Consider the following 16,466-nt stretch of genomic DNA (forward strand, 5'->3'; position numbering starts at 1 on the left):
TTTGGACATGATGATGGGCGCTTCGTCGAGCGCCCATCGCTGATTCCCTGGCGTTACGGGATGTGAATGCTTGGCATCCAGGCCGGGCGGGTCGCCTCGTAGGCGGTGATGTCTTCCGCATGCCGCATGGTAATGCCGATGTCGTCGAGCCCTTCGAGGAGCCGGTACTGCGTGAAATCGTCCATCGGAAACTCGATCTCTACGCCGATCTCAGGGACGGAGAGGGTTCGATTTTCGATGTCGATCGACATCTCCAGTCCCGGTTCATCAGTAGCCGCTCGCATCAGCAGGTCGTTGACATCCTCCGGTACGACCACCGGCACCAAACCGGTCTTGGTCGCGTTATTGCGGAAGATGTCGCCAAACTTGGGGCAGATCACGGCCTGAATGCCGTTTTCCATCAACGCCCACACAGCATGTTCGCGAGAGCTGCCGATCCCGAAGTTCGGGCCCGCAATCAGGATGGAACCGCCCTGATACTCGGGCTTGTTCATGACGAAGTCCGGATCCTGCTTCCAGGAGGAGAACAGCCCTTCGGCGAAGCCAGTTCGCTCCACACGGCGTAGCCAGACGGCCGGGATGATCTGGTCGGTATCGACATTGGCACGGTCGAGCGGAATCGCCTTGCCTTCGATCTTCTGAATCTTCTGCATGGCGGTTACCTCAAGTCAGCCGGCGTGGCGAACGAACCGACCACCGCTGTTGCTGCGGCGACTGCCGGCGAAACCAGATGCGTGCGGCCGCCCTTGCCCTGTCGGCCTTCGAAGTTGCGGTTGCTGGTGGAGGCGCAGCGTTGACCCGGCGCGAGTTGGTCTGGATTCATCCCCAGGCACATCGAGCACCCGGCCGACCGCCATTCGAACCCGGCAGCGCGGAAGATGCGATCGAGCCCTTCCTTTTCTGCCTGTTCCTTGACGCGCATCGAGCCAGGAACAACGTAGGCCTGCACGCCGGTGGCAACCTGCCGCCCGTCGATGACCGATGCCGCCAGGCGGAGGTCCTCGATGCGGCTGTTCGTGCATGAGCCAAGAAACACCACATCCACCGGAACATCCCGCATCGGTGTGCCGGGCGTCAGGTCCATGTAGGCCAGTGCGCGCTCTGCGGCGCTGCGTTGTCCCGGATCGGCAATGCGCGACGGATCGGGCACCGCTGCGTCGATAGGAACGACCTGGCCTGGGTTGGTGCCCCACGAAACGTAGGGGGCAATCCTGGCGGCGTCGAGCTCGACATAGGTGTCGAATACGGCATTGTCATCGGTTGGAAGCGACTGCCAGTAGTCCAGGGCTTGCTCCCAGAGCTTGCCTTTGGGCGCGTATTTCCGGCCTTCGATGTAGCTGAAGGTGGTGTCATCCGGCGCGATCATGCCAGCTTTGGCGCCAGCCTCGATCGACATATTGCAGATCGTCATCCGCCCCTCCATTGAGAGGTTGCGGATCGCCGAACCGCGGTACTCGACCATATGACCGATGCCGCCGCCGGTGGTGATCTGGCCAATGATTGCCAGAATGATGTCTTTGGCGGTGGATCCTTCCGGCAGCTCGCCGTCGACATTGATCGACATGGTCTTGGGGCGCATCTGCGGCAGCGTCTGCGTCGCCAGCACATGTTCCACCTCGCTCGTGCCGATCCCGAACGCGAGCGCGCCAAATGCACCGTGGGTAGACGTATGGCTGTCGCCACAGACAATCGTCATGCCTGGAAGCGTCAACCCTTGCTCGGGGCCGATGACATGGACTATGCCCTGGCCCGGCGACCCCATCGGGTGCAGCAGGATGCCTGACGCCCGCGTGTTCTCGGTGAGCGTTTCGACCTGTTTCGCGGAAATGGGGTCCTTGATGGGAAGGTGGATATCGATCGTCGGCACATTGTGATCGGCCGTCGCGACGGTCAAGTCGGTGCGCCGCACATCGCGGCCGTGCATCCGCAGGCCCTCGAAGGCCTGCGGAGATGTCACTTCATGCACCAGGTGCAAATCGATGTAGAGGAGATCGGGGCCGCCGGCCTCGGTGCGAACAACGTGGGCATCCCACAGCTTGTCGCTCAGCGTCCTGCCGGACGGCTGCGTTGGAATATCGCTTTCTGCACTCATTCAGTCGAGCTAACTCCAGCGTGAAACGCTTGTCGTCCCGGCAAGCACCGTGGTCGATTCGCCGATTTCGATCTTGCTCATGGCGTCGATATACGCGCGCGCGCTGGCTTCGACAATGTCGGTCGCCAGTCCATGTCCGGTGTAGATGGCGTCTTGCCATTTGATGCGAACGTGAACCTGACCTTGCGCATCGTAGCCAGGCGTAACGGCCTCGACGTGGTAGTACTCGAGCGACGGCTCGAATCCTGCAGCAGCGCCGATCGCCATGAAGAGCGCGTCGACCGGGCCGTTTCCCTCGGCGTTGCCGACCAGCGTTTCGTCATTGTGCCCGAGCACGATGGAAACGGTCGTGGGTTCGCCGCTGGCGATGTCGACCTTCCATTGGCGGAGGGTGTAGACGTCGTCCTTGGTCTCTTGCTGATTGCGGACCAGCGCGACGAGGTCCGCCGCGGTGACACGCTTCTTCTTGTCGGCCAATTCGAGAAACTTCTCGTAGGCCGCCTGCATTTCTTCCTCGGACAGCTTGATACCGAGATCGTTGAGCCCGTTGCGGAACCCGGCTCGGCCAGAGTGCTTGCCCAGCACCAACCGAGTGCCTTCCCAGCCTACGTCTTCGGGATTCATGATCTCGTAGGTAGTGCGGTGCTTCAGCATGCCGTCCTGATGGATGCCGGCTTCGTGCGCAAAGGCGTTGTCGCCCACGATCGCCTTGTTGACCTGCACCTCCAGGCCGGTTATGCCGGAGAGGCGGCGGCTAATGGGGACGATGCGGTCGGTGCGGATGTTCGTGTACGCGCCGCCAAACTGCTCGCCTCGGGTCGCCAGCGCCATGACGACTTCTTCCAGCGCGGTGTTGCCAGCGCGTTCGCCAATGCCGTTGACGGTTACCTCTGCCTGACGGGCGCCAGCCGCAATCGCTGCCAATGTGTTGGCGGTGCCCATGCCCAGATCGTTGTGACAATGGACCGAGATGATCACATCGTCGATTCCCGGCACGCGCTCCTGCAGGTAGGCCATCAGATTGGCGTATTCGGCCGGCGTGGTGTAGCCGACCGTATCGGGCACGTTCAGCGTCGTCGCTCCCGCCTTGATAGCGGTATCGAACACCTGCACCAGGAAGTCCCAATCGGAGCGGGTCGCATCCTCGGCGGAAAACTCGACATCGCTGGTGAATGACTTGGCGAAGGCGACCATCTCGGCGATGCGCTCGATCAGCTCCTCGCGCGTCATCTTGAGCTTGTGCTCGAGATGAATGTCGGACGAGGCGATGAAGGTATGAATACGGGCGGATTCGGCTCCCTGGATCGCCTTGGCGGCCCGCTCGATGTCGTTTCGGTTGGCGCGGGCGAGACCGGCTACGGTGGCGCCCTTGACGCGCTCGGCGATCAGCTTGACCGCTTCGAAGTCACCGGGCGAGGCCGCCGGAAAGCCGGCTTCGATGATGTCGACGCCCAACTCGACCAGGGCGTCGGACATCTCGAGCTTCTCCTCGACCGTCATCGTCGCGCCGGGAGATTGCTCGCCGTCGCGCAAAGTGGTGTCGAAGATCCAGATTCGTTTCCGTACATCAGGCTCCGCTGATGGCATGTGCAGATACTCCGTTTCGGTCTACGAGACCGGACGATTCCCCTGCTTGAGGAAGGGCATCATCGCGCGCAGACCCTTGCCGACTTCTTCGATCTGCGAATTGGCGTGCTCTTCACGCAGCCGCAGGAAGTTGTCGCGACCAGATTCGTTTTCCGCGATCCAGGCTGCCGCCCAGTTCCCGTTCTGGATCTCGGTCAAGAGACCCCTCATCGCTTCACGCGTGCCTGCGTCGATGATCTTCGGCCCGGCGGTGTAGTCGCCATATTCGGCCGTGTCACTGACGGAATAGCGCATGTAGGAAAGACCGCCGGTGTAGAAGAGATCGACGATCAGCTTCAGCTCGTGCAGCACCTCGAAGTAGGCAATCTCCGGCTGATACCCGGCCTCGACCAGGGTATCGAACCCGGCCTCCACCAGCGCCGCGACACCGCCGCAAAGCACCGCCTGCTCGCCGAAGAGATCGGTCTCGGTCTCTTCCTGGAATGTCGTCTCGAGAACGCCGGCGCGCGTCGAGCCGAGGCCCTTCGCATACGCCAGCGCAGTCTCCTTTGCATGTCCTGATGGGTTCTGTTCGACAGCGATCAGCGCGGGAACGCCGATACCTTCCTGGTAGAGCTCGCGGACACGGTGTCCAGGGCTCTTGGGCGCGATCATGGCAACATCGACATCCGCCGGCGGCTTGATGGCGCCGAAATTGATGTTGAAGCCATGCGCGAACATGAGGGTCTTGCTCGAGTCAAGATTCGGCTCGATCTCTTCACGGTAGACCTTCGCCTGGGTTTGGTCGGGGATGACGATCATGATGACGTCAGCAGCCTTGGCTGCATCTGCGACCGACATGACCTGCAATCCATCGGATTCCGCTTTGGCGCGGCTCTTGCTGCCCTCGTGCAGGCCGACGATGACATTCAGGCCCGAATCGCGCAGGTTTTGCGCATGGGCATGACCCTGGCTGCCGTAGCCGATCACGGCGATCGTCTTGCCCGCAAGCGCATCGAGACTCGCGTCCTGGTCGTAGTAGATCGTTGCCGGCACTCCGGTTCCTTCCTTCTTGTGTCAGATCGTGTCGCGCCCGAGCACGCGCAAGGGCGCCCAATTATCGACGGTTTTCTCTCTAGTCGGCGACCGCTGACCCAGCATATTGATCGGCGCCCGCGAATCCCTTGCTGGTGATGTTGCCACTGCCCTTGCTCATCGCGATAGCGCCGGTGCGCGCCAGCTCACGAATACCGAAGGAACGCAACATCGTCAGGAGCGATTCGATCTGCTCCACCGTGCCGGTTGCCTCGATCATGATGGTGTTGGGACTGGCGTCCAGCACACGCGCATTGAACATCTGGGCGACCAGCAAGACCTCCTGCCGTTGTTGCGCCTTGGCGGCGACTTTCACGATCGCCATCTCATGCGCCACAACCGGTTGATCGGTCAGGTCGATGACCTTGAGCACTTCCATCAACTTGTAGAGTTGCTTGCCGGCCTGCTCGATATCCGCGTCAGTGCCGCGCAGGACGATGGTCATGCGCGAGACGCCGGGTTGCTCCGAGTGTCCGACGGTGATGGAGTCGATATTGAACGACCGTCGCCGCAGCAGCGAGACGACTCGATTGAGCACGCCGGGATGGTCTTCCACCATCACGATCAGGGTGTGTTGCCGTTTCATGCTTTGCTCCTGGCCCCGATGGGAGTTGACCTAGCGGTCCTCGTATTTGTGCAACATCTCCGAATTGCTGGCGCCTTGCGGAACGATCGGCCAGACGTTCGCCTCTGGTTCGATGACGAATTCGACCACCACAGTTCCCGGAGTTTCGCGCGCCTTCTGGATCGCCGGCATCAATTCAGCGTCGGTTTCGACCCGGATGCCGGTCACTCCATAGGCCTCTGCCAGCTTCACGAAATCCGGTCCGTTGATCTTGACTTCGGAGTAGTTCTTGCCGTGGAAGAGATCCTGCCATTGGCGGACCATCCCCAGATAGCCGTTGTTCAACACGGCGATCTTGACGTCGATACCTTCCTGCACGCAGGTTGCCAGCTCGTTCAGAGACATTTGGAAACCGCCGTCTCCGCAGATCACCCAGACTTCCTGATCCGGACAACCGAGCTTGGCGCCAATGGCAGCTGGCAGGCCATAGCCCATGGTGCCCAGGCCGCCCGAGCTGAGCCAGCGGTTCGGGTAGTCCAGACCGAGATGCTGCGCGGCCCACATTTGATGTTGACCGACGTCGGTGGAGTAGATCGCTTCTCCCTTGGTCGCCTCAGCGATTGCCTTGATGATGGTGTACGGCTCGGGGGTCGGTGGGCGATCCTCCAGCGCGGCCTCCAGCACGAAGTTCTTCTGCGACTCGATCCATGCCGTCCACTCGTCGTGGGTTCGCTCGTCGACCAGGTCGATCAGCAGATCGATGACCTCGCGGGCATCGCCCACAACCGGCACCTTGGTTGCGACGTTCTTGCCGATCTCAGCCGGATCGATATCGACATGCACGACCTCGGCCTTGGGAGCGAATCCGGAGACCTTGCCGGTCGCGCGGTCATCGAAGCGCGCGCCGATGTTCACCAACAGATCGGCTTCTTCCAGCGCTTTATTGACTTCCCGATGTCCGTGCATCCCCATCAGACCGAGCGCCAGCGGTTTGGACTCGGGATACGATCCCTGTCCCAACAGCGTGAACGCAACCGGAATACCCGTCTTCTCCACCAGCTTGGCGAAGCCGTCCTGCGCGCCCGACAGCAGAATGCCGTGGCCGGCCATGAAGAGGGGTTTTTTCGCCCGGTTGATGGCATCGGCGGCCAGCTTGACCTGACGCATGTTCGGCGATGTGGTCGGCTGATAGCCGCGGCGATCCTTCAACTTGGCGGGCTTGTAGATTGCCTTCGAAACGAACAGGCTCTTTGGAATATCGACGAGCACCGGTCCCGGGCGTCCCGTCTTGGCCAGGTAGAAGGCTTCCTTGATCGTAGGAGCAATGTCCTGGATTCGCGTGACCAGATAGTTGTGTTTGGTGACTGGCAGGGTGATGCCGGTGATGTCACATTCCTGGAAAGCGTCCTTGCCGATCAGCGGTTGCACCACCTGGCCGGTGATCGCCACAACTGGAACCGAATCGAGCTGCGCGTTCGCAAGACCGGTGACCAGGTTGGTCGCGCCCGGACCGGACGTGGCCATGCAAACGCCAACTTTCCCGGTCGTGCGCGCGTACCCGTCAGCCGCAAGCGCAGCCCACTGCTCGAAGCGGGTCAGCACATGATGAAAACCCGCTTTGGGCAACGCGTCATACAACGGTATGACCGCACCGCCGGGATATCCGAAGACGATTTCGACGCCTTCTTCTTCCAACGCCTTGCAAACGATCTGCGCGCCGGTGAGCTCTACGGCCTCGATTTCCTCGACATGGCCGTTTGCGTGGCCAGTGGCGAGAGTTGGCAGTGTTGCTTCGATCGTTGCCATTGCGCTGCTCCTTTTCCGAACGATTCCCGATGTGTCCGCGACGTGAAAACGGCCCCCCAGTTTGCTGGGAGGCCGTTCTCTCGATATTTACTTCTCTCGTTTGCTGCCGCCGTTCAGCGGTTCTGGCCCCCAGCACAAGACGCGCTCCCAATAATCGGGAGCGAAATAAGTACGAGGCTGGTAATCAGGTTTCGGCCAGTCACAGCAGAAATAGCTCCATGCGCCGACATGGCGCGGATACCACTCGTCATGATAGGGAGCGATGCCCTCAGTGTCAAGGAAAATTCACTGTGGATTTTGGCGGGATCGGCCGTTGCGGGAAACACTCAATCCCGCGCTGGAAGCGAATCCACATTGCCAGCGGCGTAGACTGCGCGAAGTCCACCAAACAGCGTATCCACGAGCAATCGCGCGCGCGCCTCATCCAACGGTGGTTGGATGCGCCCCATTTTCAATGCCCAGGTCTGCCCTTGCAGCAACCCGGCGAACATCGAGGCTGCCAGGGTCGGATCGATCGCCGGCAACTCGCCCGACGCTGAAGCCGAGCGAAAGATCTCCTCATAGAGCTGCCAGGGATCGGAGCATCGCTCGAAGAGCATCTGTTGCTGCTGTTGGGAAAGATGCATGCGCGAGTCGGTCAAGAGACGCCCGAGCTCAGACTGGCTATCGTCGAACACCTGCACTGCCACTCGCGTGAGTTGGTCGGCAGCGGAGCCTCCTTCGTCGATGTAGCCTCGGATTTGCCCAGAGAGGCGGCTCATGGCCATGCGCACAACAGCCAGAAAGAGGTCGTCCTTACTTTGGAAGTGGTGATAGAGCGTCGCCTTGTTCAAGGGAATCGAGTCGGCGATCTCCTGCATCGAGACGGAGACATAGCCCTGATCGACGAAGAGCGGATAGGCAGCAAGCACGATGCGTTGGCGGCTGTCGGACCCTTCGTCCATCTCGATTTCGTGTTCTCCTGGCTCGACTTCTGAGCGACGCGGATTGCAGTTGACACCCCTGTTCGCAGGGAGTATAGTGCGCAACCGCTTGACCAACCAACCGGTTGGTTGGTGCCGATTTCCCTGCTGTCGTCAGCCCAGGTCTTGTCGCTGCTCATTCACGAGGAGTTCTCGATGTCGTCTTCAACTCCCGGAGGGTCCGCCTCGAGCGCGTCGGCGATTGCCCCGCCACCACAACAGTTCACGCACCGGCAGATCCAGGTGATTCTCATTGGTCTGATGTCAGGAATGCTGTTGGCCGCGCTCGATCAAAGCATTGTCGGCACGGCACTGCCTCGCATCGTGTCGGATTTGGGCGGACTCAACCAACTCGCCTGGGTGGTGACAGCGTATCTACTCACCTCGACTGCCAGCACACCCCTGTGGGGAAAGATCTCCGACCTTTACGGACGTCGTCTGATCTTCCAGGTCACGATCGTCATTTTTCTGATCGGATCGGCGCTTTGCGGTCTGGCGACTTCGATGCCGCAACTCATCATCTTTCGCGCCATTCAGGGAATCGGCGGTGGCGGATTGATGGCGATCGCCTTCGCCATCATTGGAGACGTGATTCCCGCCCGCGAGCGGGGACGCTACACCGGGTATTTCGGCGCGGTTTGGGGATTCTCGAGTTTGGCAGGTCCGCTGCTTGGCGGGTGGATCACCGATCATCTCAGCTGGCGCTGGATCTTCTACATCAATCTGCCGATTGGCGTGCTCGCACTGGTGATCACGTCGATGGTGCTCAAAATGCCAGTTGTCAAGCGCGACGCCAAGATCGACTATCTGGGCGCGGCCACCATCGTTGGCGCGGTGACGTCGCTACTGCTCTATCTGAATTGGGCCGGTGAGCACTTCGGATGGCGGGATCCGTCCGCGCTTGCGTTCGTGGTGGTGGCGATTGCGTTGACGGTGGCCTTCCTCTTCGCGGAACAGCGGGCCGTCGAGCCGATCATTCCGTTGCGGCTCTTCCGCAACCCGATCTTCTCAGTGGGCAACGCGTTTGGCTTCCTGATCGGATTCGCCATCTTCGGTGGCGCGATCTATCTGCCGCTTTATCTGCAGACGGTCAAAGGAATGTCGCCGACCGAATCTGGACTTGCCATGTTGCCGATGGTTGCGGGAATGTTCAGCATGTCGATCATCTCTGGGCAACTGATCACACGAACCGGGAAATACAAGATCTATCCGATCATTGGCTCGATCATCCTCATCGCGGCCCTTTTCCTCCTGAGCACGCTCCAGATCGACACTCCGTATTGGCACACGGCCATCTATGCGTTCATGTTCGGGATCGGGCTCGGCCTGGCGATGATGACCATCGTGACGCCCGTGCAGAACTCGGTCGATCCGCGGGACATGGGGGTGGCGACCAGCGCCACAACCTTTAGCCGTTCGCTTGGGGGCGCGATCGGCGCGGCGCTCTTCGGTGCGATCATGGGTATTCGCCTGACGCACTATCTCTCCGAGATGCCGGACGTCGTGTCAGGATCGTTGCCGGTGGGCGAGGTCAATACCAGCGACATCTCGGCTATTCATGCCTTGCAGGAGCCGCTCAAGACCGAGGTGCTCACCGCCTTTACGAGCGCAGTGACCGACGTCTTCCTCTATGCCATTCCGATCATCGTGGTTGCGTTGATCGTGGTGCTCTTTCTCAAGGAGATCCCACTGCGCACGACCGCTCCGATCCTTCAAGAAGCCAAAGAAGATGCTGTCATCGACGAGCTTGCGCCGATTACCGTCCATTGATTCGGTTTGCTGCTCGGCGGTTCGCTATCCTGTAGTCATCGAAGCTGGCCGGCCACGGCCATCGCCTTGCAGCAAGAAAGTGAGCGGCAAATGTCTCTTCTTCCCGGTTCCCTCGTCTCCACCACGTGGCTGGAGGAGCACCTGCTCGAGCCGAATGTGCGCGTGGTCGATATCCGCGGGTATGTGAAGACTGTCGATGCCGGAACCGGCGATGGAAAACAGGTCTCTCAGTATGTGGGAGCGCGGGACGAGTACGACATTTCCCATGTCCCCGGTGCGGTCTTTGTCGACTGGACGGCTGACATTACCGATCCCGATGATCCAGTGCCTGCCCAGATCGCCGCACCGGCACGTTTCGCGGCAGCCATGGAGGCGATTGGCATTGGCGACGACTCTGATGTGGTGGTGGTCGATCACACGGGAGGGCATTTCGCGACGCGGCTCTGGTGGGCGCTCAACTACTACGGGCATCCGGCAGTCGCGGTCCTCGATGGCGGCATGAACAAGTGGCTGGCCGAATCCCTGCCGGTGACGGACGAAGCGCCTGAGCTTCCGTCCGCGCACTTCACTCCGAACGCCAACACTGCCTCGCGGTACATGGTCGACGATGTCATGGGCGCTATCAGCAATCCAGGCGTTCTGATCGTCGATGCCCGCGATCCAAATCAGTACTCGGGCGAGATCTACCGCGGGTCGCGCCGCGGGCATATTCCCGGTTCCGTCAATTTGAGCGCCAAGACACTGTTCACGCCGGACGGCACATGGAAGTCGGACGAGGAATTGCGCGAGATCGTCGTCCAGGCCGGCATCACCGGGGATGAGACGGTTGTCGCCTATTGCAACGGTGGCGTCACAGCTACCGCAGTGCTGTTTGCGCTCGACCGCGTCGGTCACCCCAACACCGCGAACTACGACGGATCATGGAACGAATGGGGCGAACGGCTCGACCTGCCAGTCGAGCCGTAGCAGTCGGCAGCCACGCAAGCGATCGATTACGGAACGAGCCGCAGTGACTTGATCTCGAACGGTCGAAACTCGAGTGCGACTTCGCTTCCCGCCGGGTAGGAGCCTCCGACCGCGTCCTCGAGGATATCGACCGGCGTGATCTCGGAAAAGCTGCGGCCGAACTTCAGCACGGCGGAACCGCGTGCTCCGTTCGGCTCGTAGAGCCGCAGGATCACGCCATTGTCATCCTCGGCCCGTTTAAGAGCGCCGATGGCGAGCTCCAATCCGGTGATCTCGACGAACGACGGCCGCTCGCTGCCGCCCTCGATGACGACGAGCGGACTGTTGAGCCGGAACGCTTCCTCGACCACGCCCCCGTCCGACCAGGTTCCGGCATGTGGAAACACGCTGTACGTGAAGCGATGCTGACCCTCGTCCGCCAGTGGATCGGGATACAGCGGTCCGCGAAGCAGCGAGAGCATCAGATCATTTCCCAGCGCCTCGTATCCATACTTGCCGTCGTTGAGGAGTGCCACACCGTATCCGGCCTCTGAAATATCTCCCCAACGGTGGCCGCAGCCTTCGAACCTGGCCGCATCCCATGGACCGTTGCGGTGGCTTGGGCGGTGAATCGCGCCATACATCGTTTCGAAAGCGGCCTGGTGGCTGCGGACCGCGAGGGGCACATGGGCTTTCAACAAGACCTGACGCTCATGCCACTCTATTTCGGTCTCGATGTCGAGTCGCTTCGAATCGTGCCAAAGCCGATATGACTGAACGATCGTCGAACTTCGCCATTTTCTGACGATCCGCACCGTGGCCCGAATCGGGCCGGTTTCCACAATTCCGAGCGAAGTCACATCGACGATTTCCTCGCCGTCGCGGGCGTAGGTCTCGTCGACGTCCCAGGCGTCCCAGGCATAGGGTTTGTCGACATAGGCCCAGAGCTGGTTGCCGCGATCGGCGAGCGTCTCCCGTTTCATTTCCCGGTCGTACGCGCTGGCAATCGTCCCATCGTGGCCGATCGTGAACCGCATTGTGGCATTTTCCAGTGTGAAGCCGTCATCTCCAACCGAGGCGGTGACTGGCAAGAGTCGTTCGTGGTTTGAAACAGCATCGAGCCGTATCGCGCCCAGGGCCGGCACCCTCGTTCCAGGCGCGGCGACGAGCATTCCGGCGCTGGTTCCCTGCGTGACGAACGAGCTCGTATTGAGTCCTTCTGCCAGCGATCCGGGTAGCTCCACCGTCAAAGGGCGCGGATACAAACCGGGGTTTGCGACGAGCACCCTCCCCGGATTCGGGACTCCGCGAGAAAGCGCCCGATCTCGGAGTGACGTTGCGGTCTCGATGACCTCGGCCATCTGTCGATGAGAATCGACATAAACCTCATTGATCGACGATCCCGGCAGAATGTCGTGGAACTGATTCAAAAGGAGCGTTTTCCATGCGCGTTCGAGCGCTTCGCTTGGGTACATGGCGCCATCGAGTGAATCGATGGCATTGAAGACCTCTGCTTCGAACAGGCGGTGCTCAGCAGACCGATTGTTCTTCTTTACGAGCGCCTGCGATGTGAGCGTGCCGCGATGCAGTTCGAGATAGAGTTCTCCAACCGCTTTGGGAAGCCCTTCCGACGGCAGTTCCGCGAAGAACTTCTCGACCGATCCCATCCGCAGCCTGGGAAGGGCGGGGAAGTCGCTGATCCGGGCATAGTTCTCCAGCATCTTTTCGCTTGGGCCGCCCGCGCCATCACCCCACCCGAACGAATAGATGCTCTCGTCGTGGATCGTCTTTCCCCGAAAGTTGCGCCAGGTCCCCAGCGTGTCGAACGGGACGATATTCCCGTTGTAGCCATGGCCCGGGTTGGAAAATGTGTGCGCGGTGACGCAGGTGCCGTCGATGCCCTCCCATTCGAAGAGATCGAATGGGAATTGGTTCGCCTCGTTCCAGTTCAGCTTGATGGTGAAGAACCCGTCGATCCCCGCCTGGCGGAGGATTTGCGGGAGTCCGCCTGAGTACCCAAAGACATCAGGGAGCCAAATGACGGTATGCCGCGAACCAAACGCCTCCTGGAAATATTGCTGGCCATAGAGCAACTGCCGTGCGAATGCCTCTCCACCTGTGATGTTCGCGTCCGGCTCGACCCACGATCCGCCGACTGCCTCCCAGCGCCCTTCGGCCACGCGTGCCTTCACCCGCGCGAAGAGCTCCGGGTCATCTTCTTCTACCCAGGCGTAGGCCTGCGCGGAGGACTGATTGAAGGTGAAATCGGGGTAGCGGTCCATCAGGTCGATGACCGACCACCAGGTGCGCCGGATTTTCCGGCGGGTTTCCGCGAGCGGCCAAAGCCAGGCGAGGTCCGTGTGCGCGTGACCCGTCAGGCAAAGACGGCCTACCGGCGGGTAATTCTCCTTGATGCGGTCGAGCTGCTCGGCCAGGGTTTGCCGGGCCGAGAGCACCGCGGCGATCGCCTCTGGTTCGAGCGGGGCAATCGGCATCGTTTCCGGCATGCTCCAGATCGGCATGGTTGAGCGCCGGTTGTCCGGAGCTTCGTCATCTTGCCAATCGAACGGCATCACCAGCGATGCATCCCCGATTCCGGTTTCGTATCCGCGCGCGTAGCGGGAGACCGACTCGGAAGTCGAGGTCGGCCACGCCGCTGCGAGATCGGAAAGCGCGGCCTCGGCTGCATCGAACAGGAAGGGGACAACCTCGTGATCGCCGAGCGCTGAGCACGCCGCATCCACCATGGTCAAGTCACGTTCGAGCGCCCGAACCTCCCGATGGGGAGCCACCAATGCTGCCCGTTCGATACGCGGTTCCGGAATGTCCGATCCGAAGATGCCCTTGGGCACGACCTCGGCCCAGATTTCCACCAGTTGCTGACCCTCGACCGGGTCTGCCACCGGGAATCGGTGGTGCATCACGTTGAGTCCGCCGCGAAATCCGGTAGAAAGCCGAACGAAGCCTTCTCCCCCAAGCCAGAGCTCGATCTCGACGGGATAACCCTTCCATCCGCTGGGGACTTGGCAAGCGGCCTCGAAAACGACTGGCAGATCGTGACGCGGCCAGAAATCGTGCAAACTCAGCGAGAATGTCTCACCGTCTGGATAGGTCGCGCGCCATTCGGGGATGTCGATCTCAAGGGCATTCCGCCAGGCGCGCAATTCCTTGATGCGTCGTTCGAGCCGAAGCGCTCTCCGCTGCTGTGCAGATACGACCACAGGGTGTCCTTTTCTTCCTGGCGACGCCGGGATTGGGTAGATTCCAGTTCGAACCGACTGCTAGATCGATTGCGGTGAGAGATAGTACGTTTGATGGCAGGCGTGGCGCCTGGGGCGTGCCGAGATCGGGAGTGGAAGCGTGGAGAGTCGGGCGGGAGCGAAGAAACAACCGCGAATGGAGCAGCGGCAGTCAGTCGCGTCGCTGCACGGAATCACCTACAACCTGTTCATCATGCTGACAACTGTACTCTCGCTCGTCATCATGGTGGCGATGGCGCTTCCCTTGAGCAGTGAGACTGAACGGCTGCTTCTCGTCTATGACAATTTGATCTGCGTAATTTTTCTAGCGGACTTCGCGATGAACTTGAAGCTCGCTCCCTCCCCTCGAGCATACTTCATTGATGAGCGTGGTTGGCTGGATCTGCTCGGCTCGGTTCCGACGTTCCAGTTCTTTCGATTTGCCGCCCTGTTTCGGCTGGCCCGGGTCTTTCGTCTGGCGCGCGTGTGGAAGCTGATGCGCGACAAGGGCCAGCCCCGCCTCCTCGAAGAGGTCATGCACAATCGGAGCCAGTACGCGAGTTTCATCACGCTGATGTCGGCCCTGGTGGTGCTGATGGTGTGCAGCACGCTCGTTGTGCAGGCGGAAAGTCGATCGCCCGAAGCCAATATCACCACGGCCGGAGACGGAATCTGGTGGGCAATCGTCACAATCACGACAGTTGGCTATGGCGACACCTATCCGGTGACTGCGTTCGGCCGGATCGTGGGGGTGTTCGTGATGGTCTCCGGCATCGGGATCATCGCATCAATGGCTAGCGTGCTGACGAGCCTCATAAATCCGCCTGCCAAGCCAGTATCTGCCGAAGCGCCCTCGGAGCCCCCAGTTTGTCTGGGCGACGACGGCTCGGTGCGGTCGTGCAACTAGAAACCGGAAGATGCGTTTCTCTTGGGATTGGTGCCAAGGCGCGGACTCGAACCGCGGACCGCACGATTTTCAGTCGTGAGCTCTACCAACTGAGCTACCTTGGCAAGATTTGCATGTTGCGCGGCAGATGCTGGTGGGCGATAGAGGGTTCGAACCTCTGACTTCCACGGTGTAAACGTGGCGCTCTGACCAGCTGAGCTAATCGCCCCGATGGCGCGTTCGCTCCGCGGTGCCCAGGAAGGGATTTGAACCCCCACGACCGTAATGGTCACTAGCCCCTCAAGCTAGCGCGTCTGCCGATTCCGCCACCTGGGCAGGCTGCCGAATAGCCAGCCGATTATAGGGGCGAGCGCGAAACCCGTCAACGGAGACGACCCGCGTTCGAGAACGATGCGGCGGGAGCAAGCCTATATCCCCGAAGGAACTGCCGCCTCCGCATATCCGATGGCAAACGACTCCTCTCCGATCGTCTGTCCCAGATACCACATGCGCAGCATGTCGCCATCCTGCAGCACGAAAGGTGCGAGCACACCGCCCTCGTCGAAGGAGCCAGGAGTCGGCCGGAGGATTGGCTGATCGAGCACCGTCCATGGTCCGAACGGGGACGGTCCGGCCGCGAGACCGATTTCTCGCGTGGCATCCTGCAGCGAGGTAAAGAAGAGCAGCCACTGCCCGTCGGGCATGTACAGAAGCGCCGGTTCTCCGACGCCGTCTTTCGTCCAATCGAGCCCGAGCGCTTGCCCCTGGAGCACAGGTTCGTCCAATTTCGTCCAGGTCAAACCGTCCGTCGACGTCGCGCCGAGCAACGTGACACCCCAGCCGACATCGCATTGTGTATAGCAATGTCCGGCGTACACCATCACGAGGTGGTCACCGGCAATCGTGATTGCGGGGCTGTAGACCGCATCGTTGTCATACCAGTTGGGAGTCGGTTCGAGAATTGGCTGGTCGGAGACTCGCTCGAAATGCACGCCGTCAGTGGACGACGCCACGGCGAGCTTTGCCGGAAAACCCATCGCCGGATCGCCTTCGGTTTCGTAGCCCGAGTAGTAGAGGAGATACGTTCCCTCGATCACGATGACGAACGAAGCCTCGAGGTTCTCTTGCCAGCTCCCTTCGATGCCGCTCAGGACCAACCCGCGGGTGATTTCATCACCGGTGTCGACCTCGGTCCAGCTCAGCCCGTCGGTCGAGGTCGCTGAGCAAATGCCAGCGCGCACATCGTCCGGCACGAATCCGGTTTCCGGCACGACGAAGCAGGTGTAGAACATGCGCAGAAAGCCATCTTCGACGATGATCGCTGGATCGCTGGCGATGTATTGGCCGGTGAAGACAGGTTGCTGAAGTTGCTCGAAGTCGAGCGCGTACGGGAAATCTGCTGCACTGACGACAACGTTCGCGTCGCCAGTCTGCCCGTTGGCTGCAGCGCTGGGGACCAGTAGCAGGCACACCACAAGGAATAGCGCGGACAATCGAAAAACCGCGTCGCGCGCACCTTGACAAAACGTACGCATGGGAG

Annotated in this window: 12 protein-coding genes and 3 tRNA genes; 3 read left to right on the top strand and 12 right to left on the bottom strand. The window is 60.8% G+C overall.

What is annotated here, in order from left to right; all coding sequences use genetic code 11:
- Nucleotides 1-53 precede the first annotated feature (53 nt).
- From leuD to R2855_11700, 7 genes are all read right to left on the bottom strand, one after another.
- Complete coding sequence (gene leuD, locus R2855_11670; GenBank protein MEZ4531669.1) at nucleotides 54-653, bottom strand: 3-isopropylmalate dehydratase small subunit; 600 nt, start codon at nucleotides 651-653, stop codon at nucleotides 54-56.
- A 5-nt stretch (nucleotides 654-658) separates the two neighbouring features.
- Complete coding sequence (leuC, locus tag R2855_11675; protein ID MEZ4531670.1) at nucleotides 659-2,092, bottom strand: 3-isopropylmalate dehydratase large subunit; 1,434 nt, start codon at nucleotides 2,090-2,092, stop codon at nucleotides 659-661.
- Nucleotides 2,093-2,101: 9 nt separating this feature from the next.
- Nucleotides 2,102-3,679, bottom strand: a complete 1,578-nt coding sequence (locus R2855_11680) for a 2-isopropylmalate synthase (protein MEZ4531671.1) — start codon at nucleotides 3,677-3,679, stop codon at nucleotides 2,102-2,104.
- 21 nt (nucleotides 3,680-3,700) lie between these two features.
- Nucleotides 3,701-4,714: a ketol-acid reductoisomerase gene (gene ilvC / locus R2855_11685; protein MEZ4531672.1), complete on the bottom strand. Its 1,014-nt coding sequence runs from the start codon at nucleotides 4,712-4,714 to the stop codon at nucleotides 3,701-3,703.
- 79 nt (nucleotides 4,715-4,793) lie between these two features.
- Complete coding sequence (gene ilvN / locus R2855_11690) at nucleotides 4,794-5,339, bottom strand: acetolactate synthase small subunit (GenBank protein ID MEZ4531673.1); 546 nt, start codon at nucleotides 5,337-5,339, stop codon at nucleotides 4,794-4,796.
- Nucleotides 5,340-5,369: 30 nt separating this feature from the next.
- On the bottom strand, nucleotides 5,370-7,124 hold the full coding sequence (ilvB, locus tag R2855_11695) for a biosynthetic-type acetolactate synthase large subunit (GenBank protein ID MEZ4531674.1): 1,755 nt from the start codon (nucleotides 7,122-7,124) through the stop codon (nucleotides 5,370-5,372).
- Nucleotides 7,125-7,450: 326 nt separating this feature from the next.
- The gene (locus R2855_11700; protein ID MEZ4531675.1) at nucleotides 7,451-8,068 is read right to left on the bottom strand and encodes a TetR/AcrR family transcriptional regulator; all 618 of its coding nucleotides are present in this window, start codon (nucleotides 8,066-8,068) and stop codon (nucleotides 7,451-7,453) included.
- Nucleotides 8,069-8,242: 174 nt separating this feature from the next.
- Here R2855_11700 and R2855_11705 point away from each other — a divergent pair, with 174 nt between their 5' ends.
- The gene (locus R2855_11705; protein ID MEZ4531676.1) at nucleotides 8,243-9,856 is read left to right on the top strand and encodes an MDR family MFS transporter; all 1,614 of its coding nucleotides are present in this window, start codon (nucleotides 8,243-8,245) and stop codon (nucleotides 9,854-9,856) included.
- Nucleotides 9,857-9,946: 90 nt separating this feature from the next.
- Complete coding sequence (locus R2855_11710) at nucleotides 9,947-10,822, top strand: sulfurtransferase (GenBank protein MEZ4531677.1); 876 nt, start codon at nucleotides 9,947-9,949, stop codon at nucleotides 10,820-10,822.
- A 26-nt stretch (nucleotides 10,823-10,848) separates the two neighbouring features.
- Here R2855_11710 and R2855_11715 read toward each other — a convergent pair whose 3' ends face one another.
- A complete protein-coding gene (locus tag R2855_11715) occupies nucleotides 10,849-14,022 on the bottom strand; it encodes an alpha-mannosidase (protein ID MEZ4531678.1) in 3,174 nt (1,057 codons plus the stop codon).
- A gap of 175 nt (nucleotides 14,023-14,197) precedes the next feature.
- Here R2855_11715 and R2855_11720 point away from each other — a divergent pair, with 175 nt between their 5' ends.
- Nucleotides 14,198-14,947, top strand: coding sequence for an ion transporter (locus R2855_11720; GenBank protein MEZ4531679.1), 750 nt, complete (start codon nucleotides 14,198-14,200; stop codon nucleotides 14,945-14,947).
- A gap of 28 nt (nucleotides 14,948-14,975) precedes the next feature.
- Here R2855_11720 and R2855_11725 read toward each other — a convergent pair.
- From R2855_11725 to R2855_11740, 4 genes are all read right to left on the bottom strand, one after another.
- Nucleotides 14,976-15,051 (bottom strand) — tRNA-Phe (locus tag R2855_11725).
- A 27-nt stretch (nucleotides 15,052-15,078) separates the two neighbouring features.
- Nucleotides 15,079-15,155, bottom strand: a tRNA-Val gene (locus R2855_11730).
- Between the two features lie 22 nt (nucleotides 15,156-15,177).
- A tRNA-Leu gene (locus R2855_11735) sits at nucleotides 15,178-15,262 on the bottom strand.
- Between the two features lie 92 nt (nucleotides 15,263-15,354).
- Complete coding sequence (locus R2855_11740; protein MEZ4531680.1) at nucleotides 15,355-16,419, bottom strand: hypothetical protein; 1,065 nt, start codon at nucleotides 16,417-16,419, stop codon at nucleotides 15,355-15,357.
- Nucleotides 16,420-16,466 lie beyond the last annotated feature (47 nt).

The organism is Thermomicrobiales bacterium, assembly GCA_041390825.1.
Lineage (GTDB): Bacteria > Chloroflexota > Chloroflexia > Thermomicrobiales > UBA6265 > JAMLHN01.